The organism is Oxalobacter vibrioformis (assembly GCF_027118995.1).
In the GTDB taxonomy this organism is placed as follows: domain Bacteria; phylum Pseudomonadota; class Gammaproteobacteria; order Burkholderiales; family Burkholderiaceae_D; genus Oxalobacter; species Oxalobacter vibrioformis.
This window is the reverse complement of sequence record NZ_CP098242.1, coordinates 1960468-1977723: the sequence shown is the minus strand read 5'-3', so window position 1 is coordinate 1977723 and position 17256 is coordinate 1960468. Positions and strand designations below refer to the sequence as shown.

Sequence of the window (17256 nt, the reverse complement as noted above, 5' to 3'; positions counted from 1 at the left end):
GTCATGCACCAGCCATTTCATACACATTCTGTTGAGAAGGTCCAATATCAGAAAACGCACCCGCAATGCGTCTGAATGCAAATGACGACAGCGCCATCGGGAAAGCATCAACAACAGAACGGCCCAGGCTGGCTGCCCGTGCCATGTGATCATCCTTCGGCACATAACCCATGGAATACAGCTGAACACCCAGGTAATGTGCGGCTGTCTGTGCCATATTGCGGAAAACTGCCTGCGAGCGGTTTTCTCCACTTCCTGATACTAGCACACCAAACGGCATGCGTCCAAAATGACCAGCCATACGCTTGATCAGCATATAGGCGTCCTTGATTGATCTTTCCGTATCCTCTATGAGTAAAATCAACGAACTGCTTTCCATCGCCGTCAGGGAAAACCCGTTTTCCTTATCCAGAAGCGAGTCAATCAGCACCACATCCGCGTCAACAGCCGCTGACTCAAAAGACAGGTCCAGCCAGTTGCGGAAAGAGCGCTTTTTCCCGATTTCACCAGCGGAGTCCGCCATGCGAACCACATCAAAACCCTGTGGCACATGGTAAAACGCATCATCCACGGCATATTCATTGCGCGCAACCTGGGCCAGCGTGGCACTGGCATATTCCTGCGGCTGATAAAAGCCTACCCCTTCACGCGAACAGGTCGCATCCAGAAGCATCACCGCACTGCCGGAACGGGACAGGGAGGCTGCCAGATTGAAAAGGACATGATTCTTGTTTCTGTGCGGCAGCGTCGACAAAAACGTATAGATGCGCTGCCGGGGCTCGCCCAGAAGACGCCTTAATCCCTCGGCCTGGTCAAACTGAAAATTATCCACGTCCGGCCTCCCGGGTACGTGCAGGCTTCATTGTCTGAATCGAATGGGCAACCACCATCGGCAACTCGTCATCGTCAAAAGTATAGGCTTTGGTCTGCTTCTTCAGGCTGAAAGCATGTCTGATCAGTGCATGTGAATCCGCCACTTCCAGATCTTCAGGCACACGCTGACCATTGGCCACATAATAAAGCGCCAGCTTCTGGCGGATGATGACATCCAGCAAGTTACCAATCGTTGCTGCCTCATCCATCTTGGTCATAATGCACCCGGCCAAGCCATTGCCCTTGTAGGCACTGACCACTTCATTCAAGGTTTCCCCTGTTGATGTGGCTGAAAGGCAAAGCAGCCGTTTCACATCCTTGCCCGTATTGGACAACATGGCAATCTGGTCTGCCACCATCCTGTCGCGCTGGCTCATGCCAACCGTATCGATTAAGACCGTGTGCTTGTTTTTCAGCTCATCGAGCGCAATGCGCAAATCAGCCTGATCCTTGACAGAATGCACCATCACGCCCAGGATTTTTCCATAAATGCGTAATTGTTCAAACCCACCGATACGATACCCGTCTGTTGTAATTAATGCAAGTTTTCCAGCACCGTGACGCATCACAAAACGCGCTGCCAGCTTGGCTGTCGTCGTTGTTTTCCCCACACCGGTCGGGCCAACCAGCGCAAAAACGCCCCCCTGGTCCAGGAGGTCATCTTCATTGCCAACCGTCACCAGATTCCTGGCAAGCGCACGCTGAACCCAGCGCATGCCGCCATCGGCCTTTTCCTGTTCCGGGAGATTTTCCACCAGATAACGTGCCATCCCCGGAGAAAAACCGGCCGTGAGCATTTCACGCATCAGGTCAGCCCGCAGTGGTTCACGTTCCTGCTTGCTGCCCCAGGTGATCTCTGCCAGTTGCGTTTCAAACATCGTCCGCATGGAGCGCAGCTCTGTCATGACATGCTTTAAGCGGGTATCGACCACCTCAGGAGAAACACCGGATTTTTTGGCAGGCGCAGACTTGGCTGCCGCTTTTTTTACCGGCTTTGGCGCAGCAGGCTTCATGACCGGCGGCGCAGCTACCGGCTCAGGCGGCAGGTATTCCTGTGCGATGGAGCGGATATTGGCCATCAGCTTTTCCTGCTGAGCTGCAGAACCAGACCTCGCCGGGGCCGTATCCCGAACAACCGGCACAGCAGCAGGACGCAGTGTTTTTGGCATCGGCGCGGCAAGGGCTTCCTTTTCAAAAACGGGGGCTGTCAGAGACGACATGTATTCATTGGCAACCGCTAAAATCTCGATATAACCATTGACGTTCCTGTTTGACAGAATCACGGCATCCTCGCCGAGCGTCTCCCTCACAAGGCGCATCACTTCACGTGATGAGTTAGCGGTAAATTTTTTGACGTTCATGCCTGTCCTCCTACGACGGTAGTCACTCTGATAGTTTTGGAATCTGGTAATTCATTATTTGAAAGCACCCGCAAGTGCGGTACCGCGCGGCGCAGGAAACGCGCCAGAAGCGGTCTTAATGGCCCGGGCACTAAAAGCACGGCGGGGTATCCCATCTGCTCCTGCTGCTGTGCGGCCTGTTGGGTCTGGATCATGATCGTGTCAGCCAGCCCTGGCTCAATCGCCATATTTTCCGCCCCGCCTGTCGAGAGGGCCTGAAGCAGAAGTCTTTCAAGACGGGCATCCAGGGTAATGACCGGCAGCTCATCGCCTGTCGGGAAAATCTGCTGCACAATCGAACGTCCCAGCGCGATCCGGATCTGCTCAGCCAGTTGGGTTGGATCTTTGGTTCTGTCTGCGTTTTCTGCAATCGTTTCAATAATGGTGCGCATATCGCGGATATGCACACCTTCCGAGAGCAGATTCTGCAGAATTTTCTGCAGTATTGGCAGCGTAATGGTATCCGGCACAAGATTTTCGACCAGCTTGGGGGCCTCTTTCTGCAGATGATCAAGGAGCGCCTGGACTTCCTGGCGTCCGAGGAGCTCGGAAGCATACGTGTTGATCAGATGATTCAGATGCGTTGCCACCACCGTCCCGGCATCCACAACCGTATAGCCCATGGATTGGGCCTGGTCACGCTGGGAAGCATCAATCCATATCGCAGGCAACCCAAACGCCGGATCAATGGTCTCTGCCCCTTGCAGCGTACCGGTTACCATGCCGGGATTAATGGCAAGGAACTGCCCCAAAAACACCTCGCCACCGCCGATCTCCACGCCTTTGAGCAGAATACGATAGGCCGAAGGCCGCATTTCCAGGTTGTCACGGATATGAACTGATGGGGCAAGAAAACCGATGTCCTGCGCGAATTTTTTCCTGATCCCCTTGATACGCTTGAGAAGCTCGCCACCCTGTGCCTGGTCCACCAACGGGATCAGGCGATAACCGACTTCAAGTCCCAGTGTATCAATCGGCACGATATCCTGCCAGGTGGCTTCTTCCACCTCTGGTACCGCCACAGAGGGCGGGCCTTCCACCGCCACTGCACCTGACGGGCCTGCACCGGTTTTCGCCATTGCCCCTTCCCCACTCAAACGTTTTGAAAGCAGGTAGGCACCGCCACCGAGCATCGCGGAAAGCAGGATAAAGGCAATATGCGGCATGCCCGGAATCAGGCCCATGCCACCAACAATCGCGGCCGAAATATACATGACCTGCGGCTTTTCAAACAGCTGCATGATCATCTGGCTACCCACGTCTTCGTCACTGGCTACGCGGGAAACCACGATACCTGAAGCTGTCGAAATCACCAGGGAAGGAATCTGGGCCACGAGACCGTCACCAATAGCCAGCAACATGTAGTTGCTGGCTGCATCAGCAAACAGCATATCGTGCTGGACAACACCGACATACAGGCCGCCCAGGATGTTTACCACCGTGACGATAATGCCTGCAATCGCATCACCGCGGACATATTTACTCGCACCATCCATGGCGCCATAAAATTCCGCTTCCTGCGACACTTCCTTACGACGGGAACGCGCTTCATTTTCACCAATCAGGCCCGCATTCAGATCCGCATCAATCGCCATCTGCTTGCCGGGCATCGCATCCAGTGCAAAACGGGCGCCCACCTCGGCAATCCTGCCGGCACCTTTTGTCACGACCACAAAGTTGATGATCGTCAGAATCACGAACACAACCACACCCACCGTGTAGTTGCCCCCGATCAAAAAGTGACCGAAAGCCTCAATCACCTTACCCGCTGCATCAGGGCCGGTATGCCCTTCTGTCAGTACCACGCGGGTTGATGCCACGTTCAATGAAAGACGCAGCATCGTGCTCATCAGCAGAATGGAGGGAAACGCCATGAAATCCAGCGGCTTGACTGTATAAAGACTGGTCAAGAGCACAATGATTGACAGCGCGATATTGAAGCTGAAAAACATGTCCAGCAAAAATGGCGGCAGCGGCAGCACCATCATCGCCAGCATCCTGATAATCAGGACAGGTGCGGCAAGCGCACGCGAATTCTGTCCGCTCATCCATGAAGGCAGCGCCAGCGACCTCATACGGCAACTCCTTGTTCAGACAACCTGGCCGTCTGGGGAGGGTTGTTATGGGGGTCCAGATGTGCGGGCACATCAATCTTTTTCGGCTTGGCCGGCCGTTTGCCGCCAAGACGCTTGAATGCGCGCAACTGGTAGATATAAGCCAGCACTTCGGCAACCGCCGTGTAAAGCGCCTGGGGAATCTCTTTTTCCAGATCGGCATGGCTGTAAAGCGCACGGGCCAGGGGCGGCGCTTCCAGCATCGGCACATTGTGCTCTTCTGCCAGCTCACGAATTCTTGCGGCAATAAGCCCCATCCCCTTGGCCACCACAACCGGTGCGCCCATCGAGCCTTCCTTGTACTGCAGCGCGACAGCATAACGTGTCGGGTTGGTTACCACCACATCGGCCTTGGGCACTTCAGCCATCATCCGTTTTCTCGCCATTTCACGCTGCTGCTGCCGAATCTTTGCCTTGATCTCCGGATTACCTTCGGAATCCTTATGCTCCTGACGAACCTCTTCCTTCGTCATCTTCAGCTTGTTGGCGTAGTGCCACATCTGGTACGGCGCATCAATCGCGGCAATAATCACGAGGGCACCCACTGTTGCGAGAAAAGTCACCAGAATAATCTCGCCCATATGTTCTGCGCCGACTTTTGCCGGCTGCATACCCAGCGACATGATGCCGTCAATCTGCGTACCCACGACCATCCAGGCGACAATGCCAACAAGAAGCGTTTTGCCAACCGCCTTGATCAACTCCACCAGCGCACGCATGGACACCATGTTTTTCAGGCCGTTCAAGGGATTCAACTTCCCGAATTTCGGCTCCAGTGCCTTGGTACTGAAAAGCCAGCCCCCGATCAAAAGCGGAGACGCCAGTGCAATAATCAGCAACATCAGGGCAATCGGGGAAAAAGCAATGATGACTTCATAAATGCGGCTGATATTGCGCTCAAGCAAAAGCGACATGTCAAAAACTTCTTCACGCGACAGCGTCAGCCCGCCTGAAACCATCATCTTGAGCTCACGAATCAGATTGCCTCCCATCATCAGGAAAGCCAGTCCGCCACCGAGCAGGATCGTGCAGGTCGCCAGATCCTTCGATCGGGGAACATCGCCCTCTTCCCGCGCCTTTTCAATGCGTCTGGGCGAGGCCGATTCGGTTTTCTCAAGATCGCTTTCTTCTGCCATGGCAAAAAATCCCGTCCTGTTGCGTAGCCGCTCCCATAGCGCGCAATAACCCGCAACATAGCCGGATCATTATTTCGTGAAATGCGTATCAGGCATATCAAGAAAAGAGGCGAAAAAACCCCTCTTATTTACTGATAAAAAAGAAGAAAGTCTGATGAGGCAGAAAATATCATGTTTAAAAACCATACGATTCCTGCCATGTGAGATCATAAAAACCCGCCGCTGCTCTGGTGGAAATCACCGGAGAGAAAACAAAAAAAACCATATTAAATCAATAGATTAAAATAAAAACAACAGGCAGAAAAAGCAGATGCGTTACTCGCAGACGGCCTGTGTTACTTTCAGTCCCGCAACCGGTAAAAAGGCGGGCCATATCTTTTGAAGAAAACAGTAAAGTGATCAATACACCAGCGTCAACACATAGATTTGGCGATATATTCTTTACAAGAAAACCCGAAAGCGCCTGTTATCGCATGTTCAACCATTTATGGTGCCTCAAAATCACGATAAAAAGCCTGTATCCGGCATGGACCGGAGCACAGGCTGTCGGGTAAAAAAGATCACGGCTTATTTCAGGAACACACATAAAAAAACAGGCTTTCTGAAATCAGAAAGCCTGTTTGCCGGTTCATTCCCTCTCAAAAAAGAAAGGGCCCGTTTTCAGCATCCGTTCGCCACGGATATTGCGGATTACTTCTGCGGCATTTTCTCAAAAATCTTGCCCAGTTTTTCGTCGAGTGTGGCCGCTGTAAACGGCTTGACCACATAGCCGCTGGCACCGGCCTTGGCTGCCTCGATAATATTTTCCTTCTTGGCTTCCGCTGTAACCATCAGAACGGGAAGATGTTTCAGTGCGTCGTCCGTGCGGATCTGTTTCAGCATGGCCAGGCCGTCCATATTCGGCATATTCCAGTCAGAAACCACAAAATCAAATTTATCGCTCCTGAGCTTGTTCAGGGCTTGCACGCCATCCTCAGCCTCATCCACATTCGTGTATCCAAGCTCTTTCAGGAGGTTACGGACAATGCGCCGCATCGTCGAGAAATCATCCACCACAAGAAACTTCATTTTGGGATCAGCAGCCATGTAACTCTCTCAGATCAGGTTGGTAAAATAACACTTCCGCCATATGGTACAACATTTTCTCCCGGCAACAAGCAATCCGTATCAAACACGCAGTGCACGGGTGCTGTTTTTCGCCAGGAATTCAAGCACCATTCTTGGCAATTCACGCAATGGAGCCTGTTCATGGACAGCACCGGCCATAACGGCTTCACGCGGCATACCGTACACCACACAACTGGCTTCGTCCTGTGCAAAATTATGGGACCCCGCTTCACGCATTTCCTTCATGCCGATCGCACCATCCTTGCCCATACCGGTCAGGATCACCCCGACCGCGTTCGGACCCGCCGCTTTTGCGGCTGAACGGAACAGGATATCCACCGAAGGACGATGGCGGCTCACGGGCGGTCCCTGATCCAGCTTGGTCATATAGTTTGCACCGCTTCTTTGCAACAGCAGGTGAGAATGTCCTGGCGCCAGATAGGCATGGCCCGGCAGCACACGCTCATTCCCCTTGGATTCCGTTACCTCAATCCGGCACAGGCCATTTAAGCGTTGCGCAAACGACGTGGTAAAACCTTCCGGCATATGCTGCACGATCAGAATACCCGGCGCATCCGGTGGCATCTGCACGAGAAAATCCTTGATCGCCTCGGTCCCCCCCGTAGACGCGCCAATGATAATCAGCTTTTCACTACTGATCATCGTCGTCCTGATCGGTGGCGGCGGTGGTGCAGCTGAACGTGATTGCAGACGGACTTTAGCCTTTGCTGCGGTACGGATTTTTTCTGCGATCAGGTCAGTGTATTCCCGCATCCCGCTCTGGATGGAAATCTTCGGTTTGGTTACAAAATCAACTGCACCCAGTTCCAGCGCACGCATCGTGATTTCAGACCCTTTTTCAGTCAGCGACGAGACCATGACAACCGGTATCGGGCGAAGCCGCATCAGCCTTTCCAGAAAATCCAGGCCATCCATCTTCGGCATTTCCACATCCAGTGTGATCACATCCGGATTCAGCTGCCTGATCATATCGCGTGCAATAATCGGGTCAGGCGCAACACCCACCACTTCCATATCCGGCTGGCTGCTGATGATTTCCTTCATGACACCACGAATCAGTGCCGAATCATCCACTATCACCACCTTGATCTTAGCCATGCATCACTCCGATTTCATCCGGCATCATCATCTGCCGGCACAAAAAGCCTTAAAATTCACTCGCATTTTCACCCAGGTAACTTTACCAGCAACAAATGCGCTGGTAAAACGGGGTTATTTGCATTCCACTGTCAGTATTATCGCCAAAAAATTTCCTGAGCACAACAATCTGTTGCGCAAAAAACCTGCTGATACCGTACCAGACTTCGAGATATTGTGCAGAGACAACCTGTCCAGGGCGTGTTAACACGCCCTAGATACCCGCATCAATAATCTGGTTAACCCAGGCAATTGTCTGTCCCTGTGCCTGAACGAGCGGCTCATAGCCCCCCTTGACCTTGGTGCCGACAAGCTCAGCAACCTTTGACGTATTGTCCTGCTCGATAGCCTCAACCAGATTGAGCAAGTCGCCCAAAACCCCTTTTCTTTCCACAAGCGCATCCCGTACTTCCGGCATGAGGCCCAGTGACTCGACCAGTGTCTCCGCTTCCATACCCAAAAGCGCCTCCATCACCGAGACAATACCGGTGATAAATGCACTTTCAGAATAAGGTGCCCACGCCTTGTTGGACAAGGCCATCAGCTCCATAAACTTGGCACGCCCTGCCGCCTGGTGAATCAGCACTGTCTGCCGCCCTTTCCTGGTACTGCCATGCGCCATCAAAAGCAAAAGCAGCCAACGCTGCAACTGCTTGTGTCCCAATAATACGACCGCACTCTGGATAGAGGTCACCACATGCCTCAATCCCACGGATGCCGAGTTGGTCAGGCGCAAAAGCCCCACAGAGAGTGTCGGATTCTGCTTGAACGCTTCCACGATCTTGTTGACATCCGAATCACCTTGCACCATGGTCAACAGCTGGATGATGGCCGTTTGCGCTGTCGTAAAACGCTTGCCGGATACCCTTTCCGCCTTGGAAAAGAAATACCCCTGGTACAGGTTAAAACCCAGGTCCAGGCAATAATTGAATTCGTCCTTTGTCTCGACTTTCTCAGCCAGAAACAGCGCATCCCGCTTCATGATCTGGGCCATCGCGTCCTTGAGCCTTTGCCGTGAAAGCCCTCTGATATCTACCTTGATAATATCAACCAGATCGAGAAAACCCCGGTTTTTTGAATTGATCCCCTGAAAATCATCCAGCGCCAGCCTGAACCCCTTGCGCTTCAATTCAGTGCAGCGTTTGAGAATCGCTTCGTCCGCAACCGTTGTTTCTAAAATCTCCAACACTATCCGGTCGGGAGGAAGCAGTTCGATGACATCACTTTGCAAAAAAGAGGCATCGCAATTGATAAAGCCAACATACCTGCCCAAAACGGCTTCAATCCCGAACTCGGAAAGCGTATGCGCAATCACGGCGGAGGTTGCCGCAATATTGTCAATAATATCAGCATGGTTTTCCCGGCCGGCACGAAAGAGCAGCTCAAACGCATAAAGCGATTGATTGCGATCCAGAATTGGCTGCCGCCCCAGATAAACATCTTCTGTTGTAGTCGATGCAGATGAAACCATCAGATGCCTTGATCATATTGCCACAGGGAAATTTCAGCATACCATAAAAGCAGCCAAAGCTGTCTCCAAACTCCGTTTTATCACGCCAAAAACCGGAAAAATCCGGATGTTTGTCATAGCGCATGTTGCAAACTTCCCACTATCTTACTACCGGAAAATAAAACCGGTTTTTTGTTTTATGTGTAAATGTTGATGAAGGAAAAAACTGATACAAACATTTTTGGCGTGCAACCTGTTACGTTATTGCGCCGGTGTGATATCCAGATCACAAACAAAAGACATGAGGCCTGCAATATTAAGCAGGACAATCAGGCGGTTTTCCAGTGTCCCCAGCCCCATCAGATACTGCGGATTGATAATGGTTCCGGCTGTTGGTGCCGGTTTGATCTGCTCAGGAGAAAGCCGCAGGACATCGGAGACGGCATCCACGACAAGGCCGACAACCTGTCTGCCGATATTGAGAATCATGACAACAGTAGAATCATCATAAACCGGTTCTCCCAAGCCAAACTTGATACGCATATCAATGATCGGCACAATGATTCCCCGCAGATTGAAAAGCCCTTTCAGGTAAGTGGGCGCATTGGCCACTTCAGTGGCAACCTCGTAACTGCGCAATTCCTGTACGGTCAGGATATCGATCCCGTACTCTTCAACACCCAGCCGAAATGCCAGCACTTCTTTACTGGAATCACCACTTGCCTGTATTTCCTGTTGTGCTTTCATGTTTTTACGCTCTAAAACGCCCGTTTGCCGACAATCCAGGACGTGTAAACACGTCCTAGAATCCACCAATATCGTTATGCAGGTTAATGGCCCGCAGCATGCCGGAAACATCCACAATCAGGGCAACCTCGCCATCCCCCATAATGGTTGCTCCCGACACATTCGGCACCTTGCGGTAATTCGTTTCCAGATTCTTCACAACCACCTGCTGCTGCCCGACCAGCTCGTCAACCAGCAGCGCAGCACGGTTGCCGTCCGCTTCCAGAATCACCACAATCCCTTCTGAAGGCGTTGTCGCACGAGGCTCAATATTGAAAATATCCGCTAATGACATAAATGTCAGGTAATCACCGCGAACCTTGATCACCTTGCCCTGACCGGTGATCTCCTTGATGTCGCTTTCCACCGGCTGAAGGGATTCCACCACATGGCCCAGGGGCAGGATATAAATTTCGTCCCCTGTCCTGATCGACATACCATCCAAAATCGCCAGCGTCAGTGGCAGATAAACTGACAACATGGTACCCATCCCTCTTGCAGAACGGATATCCACAAAACCACCCATTTCGGTGATATTACGCTTGACCACATCCATGCCGACACCACGGCCGGAGACATCAGTCACGACATCAGCGGTTGAAAACCCTGGAGAAAAAATCAGGTTCCAGACGTCAGAATCCGACATATTGTCAGATACCGGCAAACCTCTTTCGCGGGCCTTTTCCATGATTCTTTCCCGGTTCAGCCCGGCACCATCGTCATTGACTTCAATGACAATATTGCCGCCCTGGTGGGAAGCGGAAAGAAAAAGCTTGCCCACATCACTTTTGCCATTGGCGTGGCGGACATCCGGCATTTCGATACCATGATCCACACTGTTTCTGACCAGATGGGTCAGCGGGTCAATAATACGCTCGATCAACCCCTTGTCGAGCTCAGTGGCAGCACCGGAAGTCACCAGTTCCACCTTCTTGCCCAATTTTCCTGCAAGATCATGCACCATGCGCGGGAAACGCGAGAAAACATAATCCATCGGCATCATGCGCATGGACATCACCGCCTGCTGCAAATCGCGCGAATTACGCGAGAGCTGGCTGACACTGTCCAGCATCCGCTGGTATACCATCGGATCAAGTGTGCTCGATTGCTGCTCAATCATGGCTTGCGTGATAACGAGCTCCCCCACCAGGTTGATCAACTGATCCACCTTGTCCACACCGACACGGATAGAAGTGGAGCCGACTGACTGCGAAGGAGCGCGCGATGCTTTCCTTGCAGAGGCACCCTTTACCGCTTCCGCCTTTTTCTTTGCCTCTTCATCGGCGTTTACGACATCATCATTGTCTTCCCGCTTGTAGGGCAGTTTGATGTTGCCGAAAAAACCATAACCGCGTTCATCATCGGTGCGGCCGTCCGCTTCTTCTTCCTCATCCTCATCATGCTCCAGGCTGGGCATGACTTCCTCGATAATCGTCAGATCATCCGGATCCAGGATAAAAGAGCAAACGGAAAGAATATCGTCCCGGGTTTCCTTGCCGATCAGCCGGAGTACCGCATGGCCATCCGGTGTCATTTCCTTTTCCAGTTCACCCAGCGTTTCAAGCTCACCGATCAACGCTAGAAGCTGCTCATCCTCCATGGCCGGCAGTTCGATCTCATAACAAATTGTCTGTTCCTTGATTGCTGACTTGCCCTTTTTCGGCCTGGCTTTATCGCCACTGCCGCCTGATCCACTCCCTGACGTATGGGAAAGTGCCTCCAGACGCTGCATAACCTCGGCAACAGCATCCTGATCCACTTTCGTTCCATGCTGGTGCCCGTCACGCAGCATCTTGAGCACGTCCTTTGCCAGCAAAAAGACTTCCACATGCTCGCTGGTCAGCTTCATATTACCGGTGCGGACCTGGTCCAAAAGCGACTCCATCACATGGGTCACCTCTGACATATCCGACAATCCGAATGTCGCTGCACCGCCTTTAATGGAGTGTGCGGCCCTGAAAATCGCATCGATATCTTCCATATCCGGATCAGATAGATCCAGATCCAAAAGCAGTCTTTCCTTCTCAGCAAGCAATTCCTCCGTCTCATCAAAAAACACCTGAAAGAACTGATTCATATCAACATTCATGATCAACTCCTTTTCGGTTCAGTCGAAAAAACGAAAAAGTTAAAAATCGCTGCTGACACCATTTCGGCACACTGACTCCCCATCATGATCTCTTTTTTTTACACCATGCGAGCACACTCGTCTCTCCTGGGCGCTCACGACAGGCGGCCCTGTTTCCCTGGCCGCCCGCCCTGTCATGTGCGCTTGTCCAGCGCATCAGCCGAGTACCTTCTTGACCACTTCAATCAACCGTTTCGGGTCAAAAGGCTTGACCATCCAGCCATTGGCACCCGCAGCACGGCCACGGGATTTCATCTCGTCACTTGACTCCGTCGTCAGCATCAGGATCGGCACCTTCCGATATTGCGGCATCGCCCGCAAAGAACGGATCAGTGTCAGGCCGTCTATTTTTGGCATATTCTGGTCTGTCAGAATCAGATCAAAAATCTGTTTTCTGGCCAGATCAAGTGCCTCCTGCCCGTCAGCCGCCTCAACAACCTGGTAGCCAACAGATTTCAGGCTGAATACCACCATTTGCCGCAATGAGCCGGAGTCATCTACTGCAAGAATTGTCTTGGACATCTTTACCCCCAAGTTTATTTGCTGCAATATTTCTCAAATGCAATTTAACCATAATATACGCTTTTAAACCACCAAAATATTGCCCACCAGCAATTTAAAAGAGCTCGATACTTCCTGAATCCATGTGTTTCTGTGATACCCGCTCGGCATGCTGCCCCTCCAGATCGTGCCGTTTGTTGGTCATTTCCTCCACCATCGCGCGAATCATCATCTGGACATCGCTTTCACTTTCCGCACCCGATACCTCCACTGCCAGTTTATCCATTTCCCCAATCATTTCCTGGAGCGCCATTATGCGGGAAAGCACCTTGTCGAGTAATTGGCTTGTCATGTCCTGAAACTGCATCGCAGTGACCACCGAAGCGACCTTGACATCCATTGTCTGATTGAGTTCATTGAGTTTTTCCAGCGCAAAAGGCGAACAGCTTCCCGTCTCTGTCAACTGCCTGACAAGCTTTTGCTGATGATGTACATCCTGGCCGATCTGGACCACGTTGTCCCCCAGCTTGTTGATCGCTTCCATGAGCAGCAAATTGATCTGCAGGAGATCACTTTCTATTTCAGAAAGGTAGATCGAACCGTTCCCTGCAACATTTTGCAGCAGCTCCTGCAGACTTGCTCCCCAAACTGTCTTGTTTGTCATCTGACACCCTGCATTGAATAGTTAGAACCGTTATCAGGGTTACGGCCCATCACCTCGCTTGAGACCTTCCCGAATGTCCGATGTTGTTACGATATCCAGTGCGCCATTATCATCTTTTAATGCCGCTTCTTCCGCTTTCTTATTCATGACCACAATACTGATCCGGCGGTTAATCGGATCTTCGGGATCCTCCTTGTCCAGCAAAACAGAAGACGCCAGCCCAACCACACGAACCACCTTGGTATCTTCCATACCCCCGGCTAAAAGCGCCCGGCGGCAGGCGTTGGCCCGGTCGCTGGATAATTCCCAGTTGCTGTACCCTTTCTCACCACCGGCAAAAGGCTTTGAATCAGTATGCCCGGAAATACTGATCTTGTTGGGCACATCATTTAACACCGAACCGATCTGGTAAAGAATTTCCTTGGTGTAAGTCTGCAACTCGGCGCTGGCCAGTGCAAACATGGGGCGATTCTGCTCATCAACGATCTGGATTCTTAAGCCCTCACTGGTAATATCCAAAAGCAGTTGCTTTTTGAACATCCGGAGCACCTTGTGTGCCTCAACAGCGGATTCAATCTTCATTTTCAGTTGACTGAGCTTTTCCGTTTCCAGCCGTTCCAGCTCTGCCTTGGCCGCTTTGAGATCCTTGGGCTTGCTTCTGAGCCCGCTGCTTTCAGGATCGCCTTTTTTCACCTGCCCGGCAGAACGGGAGAGATCCGTTCCCCCGCCCTGCACAATACTGGTCGCATCACCCACACCAGAGCCGCCGGAAAGCGCAACCTTGATCGGGGTGGAAAAATATTCGGAAATACCCTTGAGATCGCCCTTGCTGACAGAGCCAAGCAGCCACATCATCAGGAAAAACGCCATCATTGCCGTCATGAAGTCGGCAAATGCGATCTTCCAGGCACCACCGTGGTGACCGCCAGCCACCTTCTTAACGCGTTTGACAATAATCGGCCGTAAATCGTCAGCCATGACTCATCCTGATAAAGCCGCTCTAGCGTGAGCGGGATTGCTTGATATGGTCTTCCAGTTCCATGAAAGTCGGACGCTCGGTTGAATACAGCACCTTCCTGCCGAATTCGACAGCCAACTGGGGCGCATAGCCATTCAGGCTGGCCAGAAGCGTCACTTTCACACATTCCAGCATCTTGCTGGATTCATCCAGTTTCTGTTCCAGCGTAGCGGCAATCGGTGCCACAAACCCATAGGCAAGCAAAATACCGAGGAAAGTACCCACCAGTGCCGCAGCAACCAGCATACCCAACTCAGCCGGTGGAAGATGAACAGATTCCATGGTGTGAACCACCCCCATCACCGCCGCAACGATACCGAACGCCGGCAGACCGTCTGCTACCTTGGCAACACTGTGAACCGGGATATGGCCTTCCTGGTGATGCGTCTCAATCTCGTTATCCATCAGGTTTTCGATCTGGAACGCATCCATATTGCCCGAGACCATCAGACGCAGGTAATCCGTGATGAATTCCATCACGTGATGATCCGCCATGATGGCGGTATATTTTGAAAAAATCGGACTCTGCTCAGGCATCTCCACATCGCCCTCAATGGACATCAACCCTTCCTTTCTGACCTTCATCAGAACCTCAGAAAGCATGGCCATCAATTCCAGATAAAGCGCCTTCGTATATTTGGAACCTTTTAATGCAGAGGGGACCGCTTTCAAGGTCGCCTTAAGCTGTTTGCTGCCATTGGATGCAATGAACGAGCCAAGTGCTGCACCGCCAATAATGACGAGCTCGTTGGGTTGCCATAGCGCAGCAAGGTGACCGCCGGACATCATAAATCCGCCGAACACGCAGCCAAGGACCACGATATACCCGACAATCAGTAACAACGTCTCTCTCCTTTATGACAGATGGCCTGAAAACACGGGCCATCAAAATGCCGGATGAAAAAAATTACTTCCCGTTTTTCATATTGTGCCTGAAAAAATGGAATTGCCCAAAAGCAAAACCCTACTTTGGCACAAAATAGTGGAGAAATACAACAGTTATGACTGAATTCGCGGTGTTTTTCCCATGACCCAACCGAACAGGACCCTGTTTCCGGCGGCAATACGAATATCCGGATCAATATCCTCGACTTCAAATTCAAGGCTCAAAAACAGGCTGCCCGGACGCATTTCCGTATCCGTTTTTACCCAAAGGCTATCCATCACGACAGGAGAGAGATAAGCAAAAACCACATCATACTCAGCCAGGTTGAGCTTTTCATAATTACCCAGCCGGAAGCGGGCAGGCGTTTTTGATAATTTTTGCCTGAGGCGGCTGACCATCCACAGGAAAGGAGAAAGTTCAATACCGGACACGCTGCAGTCCGGCCTTTTAGCAGCAAGATACAGCACCAGCCCGCCCAGCCCGCTTCCGATATCAATCACCCTGAGCGGGCGGTCTTTTGGCAGCAGTTCTTCGACAGCTTCCCACGCAGCATGCCCGGAAAGATACAGCGGGACCCGGGTGACTATCGCGCCCCAGAAAAGCAACAGCAGAATAAAAAAAGCACCCAGATACCATACGGGTGATATTTGCAGTGCCAGCAGCAGAAACATCGCTACCGGGAAGACAAGCTGGATCGGCAACCACCAGTAAGGCATCCGCCGCACATAAGTAATCAACGCCGCCAGCGCCCCCTGGATCAGACCAAACGCCAGGGTACTGGCCATCCATCCTGTCAGCTTGAACAGAACCTGCACCATGAAAAGTGTCAGGCAAAAGGCAATCAGCTGGATAAAGAGCGCCTGAATCGGAATGGAAAAACCCGGAAGACGCGGATTGCGGCCTTCCGGGTTTTTGCTGTAGTCCCTCATGAGTCTGATTTTTTAACTTTCAGCGCACACTGCAACAAAATCAGGCTGCCTTCTTTTCCTCTGCTGCCTTTTTGGTTTTGCCGGCACGGGAAGGCAGATTACAAAGACCACAAACAAACTGGTCGTGCAAATCATAAGTATGGGTGACAAAGTGCCCGCCGCACTTGGTGCAGGGAGCGGTCTGCAGCATATTGCTCTCAAAGAAGCGGATCAGGCGCCATGCCCTGGTCAGTGACAGGACCGGCTCTTCACCCGGCCTGACCGGCAACTGTTCCAGGTACAGCCGGTAAGCCTTGAGAATGGCAGCAATGCCGGACATATTGGCGTGCTCGCACAGATACTTATAGATATTGATAAAAAGCGAAGAATGGATATTGGGCTGCCAAGTCACAAACCAGTCTGTTGAAAACGGCAGCATACCCTTTGGCGGAGACATCCCCTTGATTTCCTTGTACAGCCTGATTAAGCGCTCACGGGAAAGAGAGGTTTCCTGCTCAAGCAACTGAAGGCGGGCGCCATGCCGGATCAGGTCGATGGCAAGCTGGACTTCCTTCGCATCGGTTAACAGACTTTTGCGTGACATATCATTCTCCGAAAAAAGGTGTTAAACCGCTAATCAGCTGATCTGTTCAACAGGCTGCGACGACATCAGGATCGCCGCATGGGATTTGGCCTGTGCGCCATCCTTGCTGTAATCCGTGAGCATGCCCAGGATAATATCGTCTTCAAAACGAAAGCGCGCCAGCATCATATTGGTCGAAGCCAGTTTTAACAGCTGCGCATTGGAAAGACTTTCCAAAAGCTCGGCAATGTCAATACTGATGCCCAGGCGAAAGATCGCCGCTTCCTTATCAGCACGAATCATCTGCTGGGTCAGTATCAGGTAGCTGAGATTCAATTCCCGAATCTCGGACATCATGTTTTCGATATTCATCTCTTTCTCCAGGTGTCAAGATTGCCTGATCCGGCAACCACAAATGTTGCCGTCACGAAACAACTTCATTGTGCAATTGCACCAGAGAAAGAGGGAATAGGAATAAGGCGGTATTTTTTGTCGGCGAACGACCAGAGGATTTGTAGGTGTTTGTCCTACAAACAGTTGACCA

16 protein-coding genes are annotated in these 17256 nt (G+C 51.8%); all 16 read right to left on the bottom strand.

The features are described from left to right. Position 1: 1 nt before the first annotated feature. On the bottom strand, positions 2–832 hold the full coding sequence (locus NB640_RS09740) for a MinD/ParA family ATP-binding protein (protein ID WP_269308516.1): 831 nt from the start codon (positions 830–832) through the stop codon (positions 2–4). Further along, positions 825–2234, bottom strand: a complete 1410-nt coding sequence (gene flhF / locus NB640_RS09735; protein WP_269308515.1) for a flagellar biosynthesis protein FlhF — start codon at positions 2232–2234, stop codon at positions 825–827. The genes NB640_RS09740 and flhF overlap by 8 nt, the downstream gene beginning before the upstream one ends. Then, positions 2231–4348, bottom strand: coding sequence for a flagellar biosynthesis protein FlhA (gene flhA, locus NB640_RS09730; protein ID WP_269308514.1), 2118 nt, complete (start codon positions 4346–4348; stop codon positions 2231–2233). The genes flhF and flhA overlap by 4 nt, the downstream gene beginning before the upstream one ends. Then, positions 4345–5523, bottom strand: coding sequence for a flagellar biosynthesis protein FlhB (flhB, locus tag NB640_RS09725; protein WP_269308513.1), 1179 nt, complete (start codon positions 5521–5523; stop codon positions 4345–4347). Before flhB ends, flhA begins: the two co-directional genes overlap by 4 nt. Positions 5524–6213: 690 nt before the next feature. Then, positions 6214–6609 carry a chemotaxis response regulator CheY gene (gene cheY, locus NB640_RS09720; protein WP_269308512.1) on the bottom strand — a complete coding sequence of 132 codons (396 nt, stop codon included), beginning with the start codon at positions 6607–6609 and terminating at the stop codon, positions 6214–6216. Between the two features lie 81 nt (positions 6610–6690). Continuing rightward, positions 6691–7749, bottom strand: coding sequence for a protein-glutamate methylesterase/protein-glutamine glutaminase (locus NB640_RS09715; protein ID WP_269308511.1), 1059 nt, complete (start codon positions 7747–7749; stop codon positions 6691–6693). A gap of 253 nt (positions 7750–8002) precedes the next feature. Beyond that, positions 8003–9259: an EAL and HDOD domain-containing protein gene (locus NB640_RS09710; RefSeq protein ID WP_269308510.1), complete on the bottom strand. Its 1257-nt coding sequence runs from the start codon at positions 9257–9259 to the stop codon at positions 8003–8005. A gap of 240 nt (positions 9260–9499) precedes the next feature. After that, positions 9500–9985: a chemotaxis protein CheW gene (locus NB640_RS09705; RefSeq protein WP_269308509.1), complete on the bottom strand. Its 486-nt coding sequence runs from the start codon at positions 9983–9985 to the stop codon at positions 9500–9502. Positions 9986–10040: 55 nt separating this feature from the next. Beyond that, on the bottom strand, positions 10041–12113 hold the full coding sequence (gene cheA / locus NB640_RS09700; protein ID WP_269308508.1) for a chemotaxis protein CheA: 2073 nt from the start codon (positions 12111–12113) through the stop codon (positions 10041–10043). A gap of 195 nt (positions 12114–12308) precedes the next feature. After that, entirely contained in the window at positions 12309–12674 is a 366-nt protein-coding gene (locus NB640_RS09695; RefSeq protein WP_269308507.1) for a response regulator, read from the bottom strand. 94 nt (positions 12675–12768) lie between these two features. Then, positions 12769–13317 carry a hypothetical protein gene (locus NB640_RS09690; RefSeq protein WP_269308506.1) on the bottom strand — a complete coding sequence of 183 codons (549 nt, stop codon included), beginning with the start codon at positions 13315–13317 and terminating at the stop codon, positions 12769–12771. A gap of 39 nt (positions 13318–13356) precedes the next feature. Further along, on the bottom strand, positions 13357–14295 hold the full coding sequence (gene motB / locus NB640_RS09685) for a flagellar motor protein MotB (RefSeq protein WP_269308505.1): 939 nt from the start codon (positions 14293–14295) through the stop codon (positions 13357–13359). A 22-nt stretch (positions 14296–14317) separates the two neighbouring features. Next, positions 14318–15178 (bottom strand): flagellar motor stator protein MotA, encoded by an 861-nt coding sequence (motA, locus tag NB640_RS09680; protein ID WP_269308504.1) that lies wholly within the window; start codon positions 15176–15178, stop codon positions 14318–14320. Positions 15179–15334: 156 nt separating this feature from the next. Then, complete coding sequence (locus NB640_RS09675; RefSeq protein ID WP_269308503.1) at positions 15335–16150, bottom strand: class I SAM-dependent methyltransferase; 816 nt, start codon at positions 16148–16150, stop codon at positions 15335–15337. A gap of 40 nt (positions 16151–16190) precedes the next feature. After that, positions 16191–16733, bottom strand: a complete 543-nt coding sequence (flhC, locus tag NB640_RS09670; protein WP_269308502.1) for a flagellar transcriptional regulator FlhC — start codon at positions 16731–16733, stop codon at positions 16191–16193. 33 nt (positions 16734–16766) lie between these two features. Beyond that, positions 16767–17084, bottom strand: a complete 318-nt coding sequence (gene flhD, locus NB640_RS09665) for a flagellar transcriptional regulator FlhD (RefSeq protein ID WP_269308501.1) — start codon at positions 17082–17084, stop codon at positions 16767–16769. Positions 17085–17256: the final 172 nt, after the last annotated feature.